This is a genomic window from Polaromonas sp. P1_E11 (assembly GCF_056405995.1).
In genome coordinates this window covers 997,829-1,010,300 of the sequence record NZ_JBFUBA010000001.1, presented here as the reverse complement: position 1 = coordinate 1,010,300, position 12,472 = coordinate 997,829, and the positions used below count along the sequence as shown (strand labels likewise).

13 protein-coding genes are annotated in these 12,472 nt (G+C 66.9%); 4 read left to right on the top strand and 9 right to left on the bottom strand.

Going from position 1 to position 12,472, the window contains the following annotated elements; genetic code table 11:
• Positions 1-92 precede the first annotated feature (92 nt).
• The 4 genes from hemC to AC1D11_RS05030 are packed head-to-tail and all read left to right on the top strand — an operon-like array spanning position 93 to position 4,405.
• Complete coding sequence (gene hemC, locus AC1D11_RS05045) at positions 93-1,058, top strand: hydroxymethylbilane synthase (RefSeq protein ID WP_477647268.1); 966 nt, start codon at positions 93-95, stop codon at positions 1,056-1,058.
• Entirely contained in the window at positions 1,058-1,942 is an 885-nt protein-coding gene (locus AC1D11_RS05040; protein ID WP_477647267.1) for a uroporphyrinogen-III synthase, read from the top strand. Before hemC ends, AC1D11_RS05040 begins: the two co-directional genes overlap by 1 nt.
• Entirely contained in the window at positions 1,939-3,099 is a 1,161-nt protein-coding gene (locus AC1D11_RS05035; protein ID WP_477647266.1) for a uroporphyrinogen-III C-methyltransferase, read from the top strand. The genes AC1D11_RS05040 and AC1D11_RS05035 overlap by 4 nt, the downstream gene beginning before the upstream one ends.
• 22 nt (positions 3,100-3,121) lie before the next feature.
• Positions 3,122-4,405 (top strand): heme biosynthesis HemY N-terminal domain-containing protein, encoded by a 1,284-nt coding sequence (locus AC1D11_RS05030; RefSeq protein ID WP_477647265.1) that lies wholly within the window; start codon positions 3,122-3,124, stop codon positions 4,403-4,405.
• Positions 4,406-4,455: 50 nt separating this feature from the next.
• Here the strand turns inward: AC1D11_RS05030 and AC1D11_RS05025 are convergent, their stop codons facing one another.
• The 9 genes from AC1D11_RS05025 to AC1D11_RS04985 all read right to left on the bottom strand — a co-directional run bounded on the left by AC1D11_RS05025 (position 4,456) and on the right by AC1D11_RS04985 (position 12,467).
• Positions 4,456-5,001, bottom strand: a complete 546-nt coding sequence (locus tag AC1D11_RS05025; protein WP_477647264.1) for a DUF805 domain-containing protein — start codon at positions 4,999-5,001, stop codon at positions 4,456-4,458.
• Between the two features lie 65 nt (positions 5,002-5,066).
• Positions 5,067-6,434 (bottom strand): DUF58 domain-containing protein, encoded by a 1,368-nt coding sequence (locus tag AC1D11_RS05020; protein WP_477647263.1) that lies wholly within the window; start codon positions 6,432-6,434, stop codon positions 5,067-5,069.
• A gap of 11 nt (positions 6,435-6,445) precedes the next feature.
• A complete protein-coding gene (locus AC1D11_RS05015; protein WP_477647262.1) occupies positions 6,446-7,441 on the bottom strand; it encodes an AAA family ATPase in 996 nt (331 codons plus the stop codon).
• A gap of 15 nt (positions 7,442-7,456) precedes the next feature.
• Complete coding sequence (locus tag AC1D11_RS05010) at positions 7,457-8,698, bottom strand: DUF4350 domain-containing protein (protein ID WP_477647261.1); 1,242 nt, start codon at positions 8,696-8,698, stop codon at positions 7,457-7,459.
• Positions 8,695-9,399 carry a DUF4129 domain-containing protein gene (locus tag AC1D11_RS05005; RefSeq protein ID WP_477650940.1) on the bottom strand — a complete coding sequence of 235 codons (705 nt, stop codon included), beginning with the start codon at positions 9,397-9,399 and terminating at the stop codon, positions 8,695-8,697. Before AC1D11_RS05005 ends, AC1D11_RS05010 begins: the two co-directional genes overlap by 4 nt.
• 86 nt (positions 9,400-9,485) lie before the next feature.
• On the bottom strand, positions 9,486-10,241 hold the full coding sequence (locus AC1D11_RS05000; RefSeq protein WP_477647259.1) for a hypothetical protein: 756 nt from the start codon (positions 10,239-10,241) through the stop codon (positions 9,486-9,488).
• On the bottom strand, positions 10,231-11,229 hold the full coding sequence (locus tag AC1D11_RS04995; RefSeq protein WP_477647258.1) for a stage II sporulation protein M: 999 nt from the start codon (positions 11,227-11,229) through the stop codon (positions 10,231-10,233). The genes AC1D11_RS05000 and AC1D11_RS04995 overlap by 11 nt, the downstream gene beginning before the upstream one ends.
• Positions 11,226-11,942, bottom strand: a complete 717-nt coding sequence (locus AC1D11_RS04990; protein ID WP_477647257.1) for an RDD family protein — start codon at positions 11,940-11,942, stop codon at positions 11,226-11,228. Before AC1D11_RS04990 ends, AC1D11_RS04995 begins: the two co-directional genes overlap by 4 nt.
• 12 nt (positions 11,943-11,954) lie before the next feature.
• Positions 11,955-12,467 (bottom strand): RDD family protein, encoded by a 513-nt coding sequence (locus tag AC1D11_RS04985; protein WP_477647256.1) that lies wholly within the window; start codon positions 12,465-12,467, stop codon positions 11,955-11,957.
• Between the last annotated feature and the right edge of the window lie 5 nt (positions 12,468-12,472).

The window sequence follows — 12,472 nt, the reverse complement described above, 5'->3', positions numbered from 1 at the left end:
GTTCTTTAGCCTTGCATGCTAGCATTCACTTCCCCCCAAGTATTACAAGCAGGTTACGAGTGTCCGCAGCGTTTGAATCCAGACCGAATGATATGAAAAAAGTGGTCATCGCCACCCGCGAAAGCCGCCTGGCGATGTGGCAGGCCGAGCATGTGAAGGCGCTGCTGGAGTCGCGCCTGGGCTGGCAGGTCGAACTGCTGGGCATGACCACACAGGGCGACCAGATACTGGACCGCTCGCTGAGCAAGGTCGGCGGCAAGGGCCTGTTCGTCAAGGAGCTCGAAGTGGCGCTCAGCGAAGGGCGGGCCGACCTGGCAGTGCATTCGCTCAAGGATGTGCCCATGGACCTGCCCGAAGGGTTTGCGCTGGCCTGTGTGCTCGAACGCGAAGACCCGCGCGATGCTTTTGTCTCTAATCAATTTGCCTCGCTTGCGGATCTGCCGCAGGGCGCCGTGGTGGGCACTTCCAGCCTGCGCCGGCTGGTGCTGCTCAAGGCCATGCGTCCCGACCTGGTCATACAGCCGCTGCGCGGCAACCTCGACACGCGCCTGCGCAAGCTCGACGAAGGCCAATACCAAGCCATCGTGCTGGCGGCTGCGGGCTTGAAACGTCTCGGCCTGGAGTCGCGAATCCGCTGTACCTTTGAGCCCGCCCAGATGCTGCCGGCCGCAGGTCAAGGCGCCCTGGGTATTGAGGTGCGCGCTGACCGCACCGACCTGATGGCCGCGCTGGCCACCCTGGCGCACCAGCCAACCTGGCTGGCGGTGACGGCCGAGCGTACGGTGTCGCGCGCCATGGGCGGCAGCTGTTCCATGCCGCTGGCGGCCTTTACACAGGGTGCCGCCAACGGGGACGCCATGCAGCTCAATGCCGCATGGGGCGACCCTGCCACCGCAGAGGCGCCGTCCGCCGCCGCAGGCCCGCTGGCGCCGCTGGTGCAGGTCAACCAGACCGCCGTGGTGCGCAGCTTTGCCGAGGCCGAGGCCCTGGGCGAGGCCGTAGCGGCGCAATTGCGCGCCGGCGGGGCTGTGTGGGCCGGCAAAGCGCCGGGCGCCTGATGCCGCAGATGCCGGCGCCTCCGGCTGGCGCTACGACTCGCGTCATCGTGACGCGGCCCGCGCAGGATGCGTACCACTGGGTGCAGCAACTGCAGCAGGGGGGCTTTGCCGCCGAGGCTCTGCCGTTGATTGACATCGCCCCTGCTCTGGATACGGCCGCGCTGGAGGGCATCTGGAAAACACTGGGCCAATACGCCGCCTGCATGTTTGTCAGCGGTAATGCAGTGGAGCACTTTTTCAAGAAAAAAATGGCTGCAGCCCATACAGGACGGGCGCAAGCAGCTATTAATAACATAGCGGATGCCGATGCAATGCTGCCGGCTGCGCTGCGTTTTCTGGCACCCGGGCCGGGCACAGTGGCGGCTTTGGCGGCCGCCGGGGTTGCTGCCGGGCAGATAGATGCCCCGCCGGCCGATGCGGCCCAGTTTGATTCGGAAGCCCTGTGGGCGGTGATAGGCCAGCGCGACTGGCAAGGCAAGCGCGTGTTGGTGGTGCGGGGGGAAGGCGCTGCCTTGCCTGGGACCATGGCATCTTCCGGACGCGACTGGATCGCCCGCCAGTGGGAGGCTGCCGGTGCGCAGGTGGATTTTGTGGGGGTTTACCGGCGCCTTGCGCCTGTGCTCAGCGAAACGCAACTTCAGCGCGCGCGCGCGGCCAGCGGAGATGGGTCTGTATGGCTCTTCAGCAGCTCTGAAGCGGTGGCCAACCTGACGGCCTTGCCTGCGCTGGCCGGGGTGGATTGGCGCCGCGCCCGCGCGGTGGCCACGCATCCGCGGATTGAGGAAGCCGTGCGTGCTGCCGGTTGGGGTGTTGTTGTGGCGTCACGTCCTGCCCTGAAGGACATCAGGGACACACTTGCCTCGATAGAATCTCTTTATCCATGAGTGACAGTCCTAACGCCCAGCCTCCATCCTCCACGCCAGACAACGAGCCGGTGCTGGAGCGCGCACTGGTCCCGCTTCCCCCTCAACCCGTTTCGCCCGACGTCTGGGTGGTGCCGCGCAAATGGGCACTGCTGGTTGCCGTGCTGGCGGCTGCCGGATTGCTGGTAAGCGGCTTGCTGTGGCAAAAACTCGGCAATATCCAGGAAGAGCTGGCCCGCCGCAGCATTGATTCCGGCGCGCAGGCCATTGAAGCGCGCACACTGGCGCGCCAGGCCCAGGAAGGCACGCGCGAACTCTCTGCACGGCTGGCCATCCAGGAAACCCGCATCAGTGAAGTCAGCCTGCAGCGAACCCAGCTGGAGGAACTCATGCAAAGCCTGTCGCGCTCGCGCGATGAGAATCTGGTGGTTGATGTGGAGTCGGCCCTGCGCCTGGCCCAGCAGCAGGCCCAGCTCACCGGCAGCGCCGAACCGCTGCTGGCCGCGCTCAAGTCGGCCGACCAGCGCCTGTCGCGTGCCGCGCAGCCGCGCCTGAACCCGCTGCAACGGGCCATTGCCAAAGACATGGACCGCATCAAGGCCGCAACGCTGACCGATGTGCCGGTTCTCATGCTCAAGCTCGACGAACTGGTCCGCATGGCTGACGACCTGCCGGTGGCCAACGCCATGGTGGCAGCCGGCCAGCGTGCATTGCCTGCTTCGGCCGCGCCGGCTTCCGCGCCGCGCGCTGCTGCGTCGGCCGCGTCTTCCGCTGGAAAGTCTTCCATGCTGGTATTCGACAAGCTTGCTTTCGATGCCTGGTCGCAGCGCACGCTGGACAACCTGCGCGAAGAAGCACGCAAGCTGCTGCGCGTGAGCCGCATTGACCAGCCCGAGGCCGCCCTTGTGTCGCCGGAGCAGTCGTTTTTCCTGCGGGAGAACCTCAAACTGCGCCTGCTCAATGCGCGCCTGGGCCTGCTGTCGCGGCAGACGGATTCAGTGCGCGCCGATCTTGGGAGTGCCAATGCCTGGCTGGGCAAGTACTTTGATGCTTCGTCCCGCAAAACGCAGGCCGCAGCGCAGCTGCTGGCCCAGGTCCAGGGCCAGCTGAAAACCAGCGAGCTTCCGCGCCTGGACGAAACCATGGCCGCGCTGGCCACAGCGGCCGCAGGCCGCTGAGCGGGAAAAGGCAGGAACCAGCATGCGCGCTGCCCTCTGGCTTTTGGCCCTGTTTGGCGTGGCCGTTGCCGTGGCCCTGTTTACGGGCAACAACCAGGCCGTGGTTACCATCTTCTGGCCGCCGCACCGTGTCGATATTTCCTTCAACCTGATGGTGATGCTGCTGGCAGCGCTGTTCCTGGTGCTGTACCTGGCCTTGCGCGCCCTGTCGGTGGTGTTTTCGCTGCCGGCGGAAGCCCGCCGCTGGCGCGCCCAGCAAAAGGAACGCGCCATGTACGGCGCCCTCATGGACGCCCTGGCGCATCTGCTGGCGGGGCGCTATATCCGTTCGACCAAGTCGGCACAAAATGCGCTGGCGCAGGCAAAGAGCCTGAACCTGTTGACCGACGAATCCGGCCATGTGACAGGCCACAGCGCCAGCCGCGGCAAACAATTGCGTTCGCTGGCCCACCTTTTGGTGGCCGAAGCCGCGCAGGCGCTCCAAAACAAGAGCCTGCGCGACCAGCACCTGCAATTGGCGTTGAAGAGCTCACGCCATGCGCAGGAAGTGCGCGAGGGCGTGCAGTTCCGTGCGGCCCGCTGGGCGCTGGACGACCGTGACGCTGGTGCGGCACTGGATTGGCTGGGCCAGCTTCCGCAGGGGGCATCGCGCCGCACGCTGGCCCTGCGCATGAAGCTGCGTGCCTCGCGGCATGCGCGGCACACGGCGCAAGCGCTGGAAACCGCGCGCCTGCTGGCCAAGCACCGCGCTTTTTCGCAGGCGGCGGCGCAAAGCATTGTGCGCGGCCTGGCCCTGGAGCTGCTGAACGATGCGCACGACCCCGCGCAGCTGCAGCAGGCCTGGTTCTCGCTGGATGACACCGAACGCGCCATGCCCGAGCTGGTCGTGCATGCGGCGTCGCGCCTGATGGCGCTGCACGGTGACCCGGAACTGGCCCGCAGCTGGCTTCTGCAGGTCTGGGACCGCATGATGCAACCGCGCTCGGACATCGGCGACAACCTGCGCATCAAACTGATCGGCGTGCTCGAGGCCGGCCTCGATTCGCTGGATGCGGCCTGGCTGGCCCGCATTGAAAACGCGCAACTTAACCGTCCGCGCGACGCCAACCTGCAGTACCTGGCGGGCATGGCTTGCCTGAGCCGCCAGCTCTGGGGCAAATCCCGCCAGTTGCTGACGCAGGCGGCACCGGCGCTTCAGGACGTGACGCTTCACCGCAATGCCTGGCGCGCCCTGGCGCTGCTGGCTGAACAGCGTGAGGACGAGGCGGGCGCTGCGCAGGCTTACAAGCGCGCAGCGCAGATCTGACGGCGCTCTTTACGGCCTGGCGGCGGGCATGCCGCCCGCCGCCGGGATCCTTAAGGCTTGACGGACTGGGCTGCTTTGGCCCGCTTCGTGTAATCCTGGTAAGCCGGCAGTGCGATGGCGGCGAGGATACCGATCAAAAAGAGGATGGGGAACATCAAGCCGCCGATTTTGACCAGCAAGCCGTTGGGAGGCGGCGGTGCACCGAAGCGGTTGCCGCCTGCCGTTCCCGAATTGATGAGCCATATCAGGCCCACCAGGGGGATGAAGGCCAGGATGGCCGTCCAGCCGCTCCAGTCCATGTCGTGGCTGCGCTGTATGGTCAGCAGCACCATGAAGATGAGGTAAGGAATGGCTGCCGCGATGCCAAGCCAGCCTGCCGCGCTTCCTTTACCCACGGCGCCGGCAACGATACCAACCACGATGGCACCCAGCAGCATGACCAGGTAACCGACCAGGCTGTAAGCCAGGTAGCGCAGCCGGCCGATCCGACCCTTGGCCGAGAACCACTTGACAGGTTGCGTCTGTCCGCTCTCGTCGTCATACACATCAGCGACAGCCGCACGCGGTGCGGCATAAGGATTCATGGCTTCAGACATTTCTCTTTCCCTCCTGTTGTTGAAAAACGAAGAATAACCGCTGCCGGGCTGAATGCAATGCCCGCTTACAGCAGGCCGGCGCGTTTGACCGCGTGGTAGCGGTTCACGAGCGAGACGGCCAGTTGCGTCGGCTCCACGTCCATTGACAGCGGATCCTTGCCGACGACCCGTGCAAAGGCGTCGCGCCGCGACTGCGCAAACAGATGGGCGGCCGCCACGTCCACCGCGTCGGCCGGGGTAGACAGGGCCTGGCCGGCGATACGGCCCAGCACACGCTCGCGCAGGCTGGCCACCAGCACCAGGTGCTGGCGGCGCAGCAGCTTGATCGCCGGGCGCAGCTCCGCCGCGTCTTCGTCGCGGAAGTTGGTGAGAACGATGACCAGCGCGCGCCGGCGCTGCACGCGCAGCAGTTCCTGTGCGGCCAGCAGGTAGTCCGAATGCGTAGCGCCGGGCTGGATGTCGTGCAGCCGGTTCATCAGCGCGTTGAGGGTGGCCGCGCCCTTGCGCGGCGCGAAGTCGCGGCGCTGCCCCGGCGCGCAGCCGAAGGTCATGGCGCCGACCTCGTCGCCTTCTTTCAGGGCGACATAGCTCAGCAGCATCAGCGCGTTGAGGGCCTCGTCGAAATGGCTGCCGCCGTGGCCGTCCTGCTCGGGGCCGCCTTCATCGGCGCGCATGCGGCGGCCGCAGTCGAGCAGGAAGAACACGCACTGGTCGCGGTCGTCCTGGAATTCGCGCACGATGGGCCGCTGGTGGCGCAGCGTGGCCTTCCAGTCGATGTGGCGCAGTGAATCCCCTGTTTTGTAATCGGCCAGCTGGCGGAAATCGGTGCCCAGCCCGCGCTGCACGTAGGTCTTGATGCCGATCTGGGCCAGCCGCCGGTCGCCGGAAAGCCAGGCGTAGCGCGCCAGCGCGGCGAAGTTGGGGTACACGCGCAGCTTGCCAGGCTGACCCAGCGACTGCTGCACCTCAAAGCAACCGCCGCGGCTGCGCCAGCGCAGCTGGGTCGTGCCGAAAAGGGCCACGCCGCGCTCCCGCGCCGTCGCCGTGTAGCGCAGCTCCGCACGGGAAGCCGCAGGCAGGGTCAGGGTCTGCGGCAGGCCGTCAAAAGCAAAGCGCGGGTCCACTTCGTCGAACACGGTCACCGTCCAGGCCAGTGGACTTTCGTTGACAAGCACCAGCGTGAGCACGGTGGGCACGCCCAGTGAAAAGGCGCCGGGCAGCGTGCGTTCGATGCGCAGCGGCGCCGCATTCCACAGGTGCCGGCTGCGCCAGAGATCAAAAAGCGCGCCTGCCAGTCCCAGCAGCGTCCCGGCCCCGGCCAGCCGCGCGACGTGGTCCACCGGCAGGCCCGTCAGCAAGGCCAGGGCCGCGGCCACGGCGATGCCGGCCAGCACCCTGACAGTGGGTTTTGCGGGAATGACCAGCCAGCGCATGCGGGCGGGGCCTACAGTCGGGGCGCCTGGACGCTGCCCTGGGCGCTGCGCAGGAGCTGGTCCACATCCAGGCCTTCCAGCTGCGCGTCGGGTGACATCATCACCCGGTGGCGCAGGGCCGGCAGGGTCTGGCGCGCCACGTCATCCGGGGTGATGAAATCGCGCCCGTCCATCAGGGCGGCGGCCCGGGCGGCGCGCACCAACGCCATGGTGCCACGGGGCCCCGCCCCCGACGAAAGCCCGGGCCAGTCGCGCGTGGCGCGGGCGATGCGGACCGCATAGTCGACCACCTGTTCGTGGGCCTGCACCAGGCTGGCCAGGCGCTGGAGTTCCAGTACCTGTGCGTCGTCCAGGCAAGGCCTGACCGCTTCGAGCGGCAGCTGGTTGCCGGCGCGCAGGCCGGTGGTGAGCTGCACGATCGATTTTTCCTCGGCATGACTGGGAAAATCGATGTTGATCTTGAGCAGGAAGCGGTCCAATTGCGCCTCCGGCAGCGGGTAGGTGCCTTCCGTGTCGATCGGGTTTTGCGTTGCCATCACCATGAAGGGGCGCGGCAGCGGCATGGCCCTGCCTTCCAGTGTGACCTGGTATTCCTGCATCACCTCGAGCAGGGCGCTCTGGGTTTTGGCCGGTGCGCGATTGATTTCATCGGCCAGCAGCAGGTGGGTGAAGACCGGCCCCTGATGTACACGCAGCGTGCCGATGCCGGACTCGCCGCGGGTCGATGGATCCAGCACCGAATGGCCGGTGATGTCTGATGGCATCAGGTCGGGCGTGAACTGCACACGCGCATAGCGCAGGCTCATGGCCTGCGCCAGCGCCCGCGCGAGCAGCGTTTTCCCCAATCCGGGCACACCCTCGATCAGGACATGGCCGGACGCGACCAGCGCCACCAGGGTCTGGTCGACGGCTTGCATCTGGCCGACCACGGCTTTGCCGACTTCGCGGCGCAGGGTCTGCAGCGATTCGGCTGCGCGTATCAGTTCTTCGTTGGGAATCGATGACATGGTGGTTTCTCGGGTTCAGGATGAAGGAGCAGATGAAGGAGTCGGTGAAGCGGCGGATGAAACGGAAGCCGAAGCGGGCGCCGCCAGGGGTTCGCGGGCATCGAGCCGCCGGCGTGCGGTTTCGATCAATTCGAGGTCGGCGGCCAATACGGCGGGGTTGCGCGGCTTGTCGGCCTGGGCGTGGTCGAGCGCGCGCGCGTCCAGGCCGGTGGCGCGCGCGATTTCGGCGCTGCGGCGCGCCGGCTCGAGCTGCGAGAACCGGACCAGTTGCCGCGCGGCTGATTCGTGCAGCGCGCGAAGCTGCGCTGCGTGCAAAGCCTTCGGCCCGTGCGTATGGAGAAAGCGCGCTGTGCCGCGCACTTGCTCGGCCATGGAGCGCCGGTGTGCGGAAGCGGCCGGCGCCAGGGGGCCGAAGCGAACGCTGGCGCGCCAAAGTGCCAGCGCAAGAGCCAGCAAGCCGAGCAACAGTGCGGCCCAGGCCTGGTGCCAGAGCCAGGGTACAAAGGGCTCCCTGGCTTCTTCGGCCACGAACCAGAATACCGCGTCGCTGCGAGCCTGCAACGCCGCTGCGACCAGCGAGGCATTGTCGGCGCGCAGCAGGTTGTTGTTGTTCAGCAGCGCCCACGCACCGATGACAGTGACCGTGCCCTGGCCTACGCGCACACGGGCGGCCTCGGCGCCGCCTGCACCTTGCAGGGACCACAGCAGGGCAGCCGGGTTCGCCGGTAGATATTGGGGGCCGAAATAAGAGCCGCAGACCCGAAAGCTCCGGGTGTCGGCGTAGCTTGCCGGTACTTCGTCGGGCTCGGCCAGCGTGCGGCAATCCATGTCCTTGGCGTTCCTGTCAAAGACTCGGGGGGGTGTCGGCACCTGGGGCCTGACAGGGCTTTCTTCCCTCATGGGTAGCCAGCCTTTCAGCGATTTGTGACCGGCCAGGAAGCCCGGAATGACCAGATGCCCGCCCTTGGCGACCCATTCTTGCAGGCGTTTGGCACGCTCCGGGAACAAGTCCCAGTTATTTGAGACCAGCACCAGCCTGGCCTGCGGCGGCGGCATGGCGTCCAGGCTTTTGTGTTTGCTGACCCGCGCACCCAGGGCACCCAGCAGTTTCTCGGTCGCGTAAAGGGGGTTGCTAAGTGCTTCGCCCTTGGCCGGCGTGGGCGTGTCGGCATCGACCCATTCAGTGGCCGACATCAGCCAGGCGCCGCCCGCCAGCAGCAGCACGCCCAGCAGGACCAGGACCAGCCGGTCTCTCATGCCGCCGCCTTCGCCGGCCTGGCCGGTGCGCTCAGCCGGGCGTCAAATTCGGCGCACAGCGCCAGCACGCTGGCCGTGGCCGGCAGGCGCCCGCCATAGGCCGCCAGCTGCCAGGCGGCGACCAGTCGCGAAAAGAATTCCAGCGACACGGGTGCCAGCCGGCCTTCGCTGAGCGTCACGCATTCTCCTTCGGTGCTGGCGTTGCGGATGGGCACTGCATGCAGGTGCACAAGACGCGAGAGCGCGCCGCGGTAAAGCAGCGACAGCGCGGGCCGCCGCTGGCCGCGCTGCCAGAGCGAGGCGACCTCGGAGCCCACGTCGTCGGGCAGGCTTTCAGGCCGTATGTCCAGGCTGCCGATGTGGCTGGGCAGGGGCGCCATGCGGTGCCGGCCGCCGCCGGCCCGCACCTGCACCCAGCGCCGTATGCGCACCACCAGCCAGGCCAGGGCCAGCGCGCCCAGTGCCCACACCAGCAGGCGCGCGCCTTCAGACACCTTGGTCATGAAATCCTTAAGCCAGTCAAAATTGTCGCGGTCCTTCTTCTTGTCCTCTGGTTTTTTGTCCTGGTTCTTGAAGCGCAGGGATTTTTCGCTCTTGCTGCCGGGCAGGTTGGGATCGGCGCGAACCCGTTCGGCAGCCGTCTGTACTTGCCGGCGTGAAGGCGGTTCCGCGGGTGCTGCGGCAGCTTGGCCGGCCGGCATGCCCGTCGCACAGCCTGCCATCACGGCGCAGACCGCGGCCCATCGCCGTGGGAAAGAGGGTCTTGCGGCATCGTGGCAGGCGGCCGTCATGGCTTGCCCTTCAGCGGTGCGGGGTTGAAGGCGCGGCGGAATTCCTGCTCGATGTCCCAAGCCTCAAGTTCGACGCGGCGGTTTAAGTACATCGCAAACCCGGCAGCGACAAAAAACGGCTCGATCAGCCCGACGACAAAGGCGTACAGCGCCGCGAGGAGAATGCTTTGCAAAGAGGATTCCGAATCGACCAGCCAGCGCCCCAGCTCGATGAGGCTGCCTTCGGGCGCAAACCAGAACAGGATGGACAGAAGGGCGAATTCCAGCGCGAGCTCGGTATTTGAAAAAATCATCTGCATGCCGGCGCCCGCACCGCGCCGTCCGTGCAGCAACTGATCGCGCCGCTTGCGCCTGGCGCCGCCGCGCTGGCCTTCGAGCTGGTCTATGGCCTGGGTGTATGAGCGCCAGGGCGACAGCCGTCGCCACAGCAGCGTTCGCAGCAACTGCCCGCCCCACACCTGGGCTCTCTGGTCCCACAAATCCTTCCAGCGCGTGGACTGCCCGAACACCGCGCGCGAAAGGATGAACAGCAGGCTGCGGTCAAACCAGGGCTTGAGCCAGAAAATCAGCAGGCCGGGCAACCAGCCGGCGAATTCCGCGGTGCAAAGCAGCAGCGCGACGACCACGACGTACATGGGCAGGAAAGTCCGCCAGATGGAGCCGGCATGGCGGCGCACCAGCGCGACGCCCAGATCGGCGGCTTCGGCCATGGGCCGAGGCCGCAGCGCGACGGCCAGTGCATCAACCTGCATGACGCTGCCCTTCGGCCGCGGGCGCGCCGTCGGCGCGCGGCCGCCCCTGCCAGCCCAGGTAGGCCAGCACCAAGGCCCAGCAGGCCGCACCGGCGCCGTATTTCACAGCCGGCGTGACCCAGCGCGCCGAGGACCAGAATGCTTCGACGGCGGCGGCAATCAGCAGCAAGCCGATGACGCCGTACATCACCACGATGGCGTGGCGAGCGGCTAGCCGCAGCGCCTCGAGCCGGGTGTGGCGGCCTGGTGCGATCAGGGCGTAGCCCAGGCGCAGCCCGGCCGCGCCCGAGAGCACGATGGCCGTCAGCTCGAAGGCGCCGTGGGTGATGACGAAGGAGCAGAAGTTCTCGCCATGGCCCGAGGCGATCAGGTAGCCGCCGACGGCTCCTATCTGCACACCGTTGAACAGCAACACGCCGGCGCTGCCGACTCCGCCGAAGATGCCGGCCGCGAAGCAGCGAAAACCGATTCCGATGTTGTGCATGACGTAGTAGCCGAACATTTCCCAGTCGCCGCTGGCGTCGCGATTGCGACCGAAGAACCTGGCGCTGTCGTTGTACATGCCGTCGAACTGCTGCACCTGCGCTGCGTTCATCAGGTGCAGGATGAAGCCCGGGTCGCGGTAGGTGGCAAGGCCCGCGGCCAGCAGCGGCACCACGAACAGCAGGGTTGCCACCAGCAGGTAGGCCCGGTGCGCGCGCACGGCCTGCGGGAAGTCGACCAGCACCAGCCAGCCCAGGCGTGCCAGGCCGTAGTCGTGCCGCCGGTAGATCAACCGGTGGGCGTTTTGCGTCAGGGTTTCCAGCCGCTGCGTCAGATGAACGGGATAGGCACGGGCCTGCGCCAGCGCCAGGTGTTCGCAAACGCGGCGGTAGAGAGTGGCCAGCCGCGCGCCATCGAACTTGCGCTGGCTCTCGGCCGTGCCTATCACCGTCTCGAGCTCAAGCCAGAGCGGCGCGTACGCCGCTTCAAACTGCAGGGGCGTCATGGCTTGGTGCCTTCTTCGCGCCGGCCCATCAGCCATTGCGCCACGCCCAGCAGGCGCTGCGTGGCGCTGCTGCCCGGCGCACCGGTGCCCAGCACTGGTTCGGCCAGGGCTGCGAGTTCACCGAAGCGCTCGGGGGTCAGCCGCGTGGCGCGGCCGGCCCAGGCCAGCACCGAGGCCTGCTCGGCGGCCGACAGCGGCCGTGCGGGGGCCAGTGAGGGTGACAGAGGGACGGCGCCGTGCAGCTTGACGGCTTCACCGAAGACCACCAGGGTGCCGGCGGCCAGGTCGCCCAGGCGCTTGCTGTCGCTCCGCCAGAGCATGGACAGCATGCCGGCACCGAAGAGCGCCGGCATGAAATCGGCTGCGCGCAGCAGGTTGCGGGTCAGTGAGGCGGCAGGCGTTACCGGCAGCCCTGAATCCATGACCACGCGCAAGCCCATCACTCGTTTACCGGGGGTGGCCGCCGCACGCGTCAATTCGAACACCACGGGATAAAACCATTCAAGGCCGAAGTACGCCAGCAGCAGCACGGCGGCCCCGGCCTTGCCCATCAAGCCGACCGTCACCACAATAGCGATGAACAGGCAGGACCGTATGGCCAGGTCGATCAGGTAGGCCTGCCCGCGCGCGACGATACCGGCGGGGCGCAGGGACAACCTGATGCCTTCCGGCGTTTCGGCCGTGTAAAGCGTGTCAAGGCGCGCGGTGGTCACGGGGCGTGGGGCTCAGGCCTTGACGACGATGGTGTCGGCAATCTCGTCGTGCAGGCAGCGGCGGGACTTGCGAAAGATCAGCAGGCAATCGATCAGCGAATAGATCCAGATCACGACCGCTATGAGGCTGGCCGCGTAACCCACGCCATAGCGCAAGGCCAGGCGCACGTTGGAAACGGCTTCGCCCGAAGGCCTGGTAATGCGTATCTTGAGCAGGACTTTGCCAATCGTCTGCCCACGCGTTGCGAGCAGGTGGCCGTTGAGCAGCAGGAAAAGCAGGGTACTGACGACCATGCCCACGGGATCGACGGCGGACCACGCGCCACGCCCTGACGTGTCCCAAGGGTTGTAGGGTGTCAGTACCGACACCAGCCAAAGCACCAGGCTCAGGAAAACAGTATCAAGTATGACGGCGCCAAGCCGCTGGCCGCGGCCGGCCAGTTGCGGGCCTTCGGTCGTTGCGGCTACATCTTCCACATTGGCCTGCGGCGGCGCATAGCGCGCATCGTGCTGCGGGTTGTCCATCGTCC

Bases quoted from the DNA above. Each gene is read 5' to 3' on its own strand.
- AC1D11_RS05020 (WP_477647263.1), bottom strand. From the start codon at position 6,434: ATGCGCTGGCTGGTCATTCCCGCAAAACCCACTGTCAGGGTGCTGGCC.
- AC1D11_RS05015 (WP_477647262.1), bottom strand. From the start codon at position 7,441: ATGTCATCGATTCCCAACGAAGAACTGATACGCGCAGCCGAATCGCTG.
- hemC (WP_477647268.1), top strand. From the start codon at position 93: ATGAAAAAAGTGGTCATCGCCACCCGCGAAAGCCGCCTGGCGATGTGG.
- AC1D11_RS05005 (WP_477650940.1), bottom strand. From the start codon at position 9,399: ATGCCGGCCGGCCAAGCTGCCGCAGCACCCGCGGAACCGCCTTCACGC.
- AC1D11_RS05035 (WP_477647266.1), top strand. From the start codon at position 1,939: ATGAGTGACAGTCCTAACGCCCAGCCTCCATCCTCCACGCCAGACAAC.
- AC1D11_RS05000 (WP_477647259.1), bottom strand. From the start codon at position 10,241: ATGCAGGTTGATGCACTGGCCGTCGCGCTGCGGCCTCGGCCCATGGCC.
- AC1D11_RS05040 (WP_477647267.1), top strand. From the start codon at position 1,058: ATGCCGCAGATGCCGGCGCCTCCGGCTGGCGCTACGACTCGCGTCATC.
- AC1D11_RS04985 (WP_477647256.1), bottom strand. From the start codon at position 12,467: ATGGACAACCCGCAGCACGATGCGCGCTATGCGCCGCCGCAGGCCAAT.
- AC1D11_RS05010 (WP_477647261.1), bottom strand. From the start codon at position 8,698: ATGAGAGACCGGCTGGTCCTGGTCCTGCTGGGCGTGCTGCTGCTGGCG.
- AC1D11_RS05030 (WP_477647265.1), top strand. From the start codon at position 3,122: ATGCGCGCTGCCCTCTGGCTTTTGGCCCTGTTTGGCGTGGCCGTTGCC.
- AC1D11_RS04995 (WP_477647258.1), bottom strand. From the start codon at position 11,229: ATGACGCCCCTGCAGTTTGAAGCGGCGTACGCGCCGCTCTGGCTTGAG.
- AC1D11_RS05025 (WP_477647264.1), bottom strand. From the start codon at position 5,001: ATGTCTGAAGCCATGAATCCTTATGCCGCACCGCGTGCGGCTGTCGCT.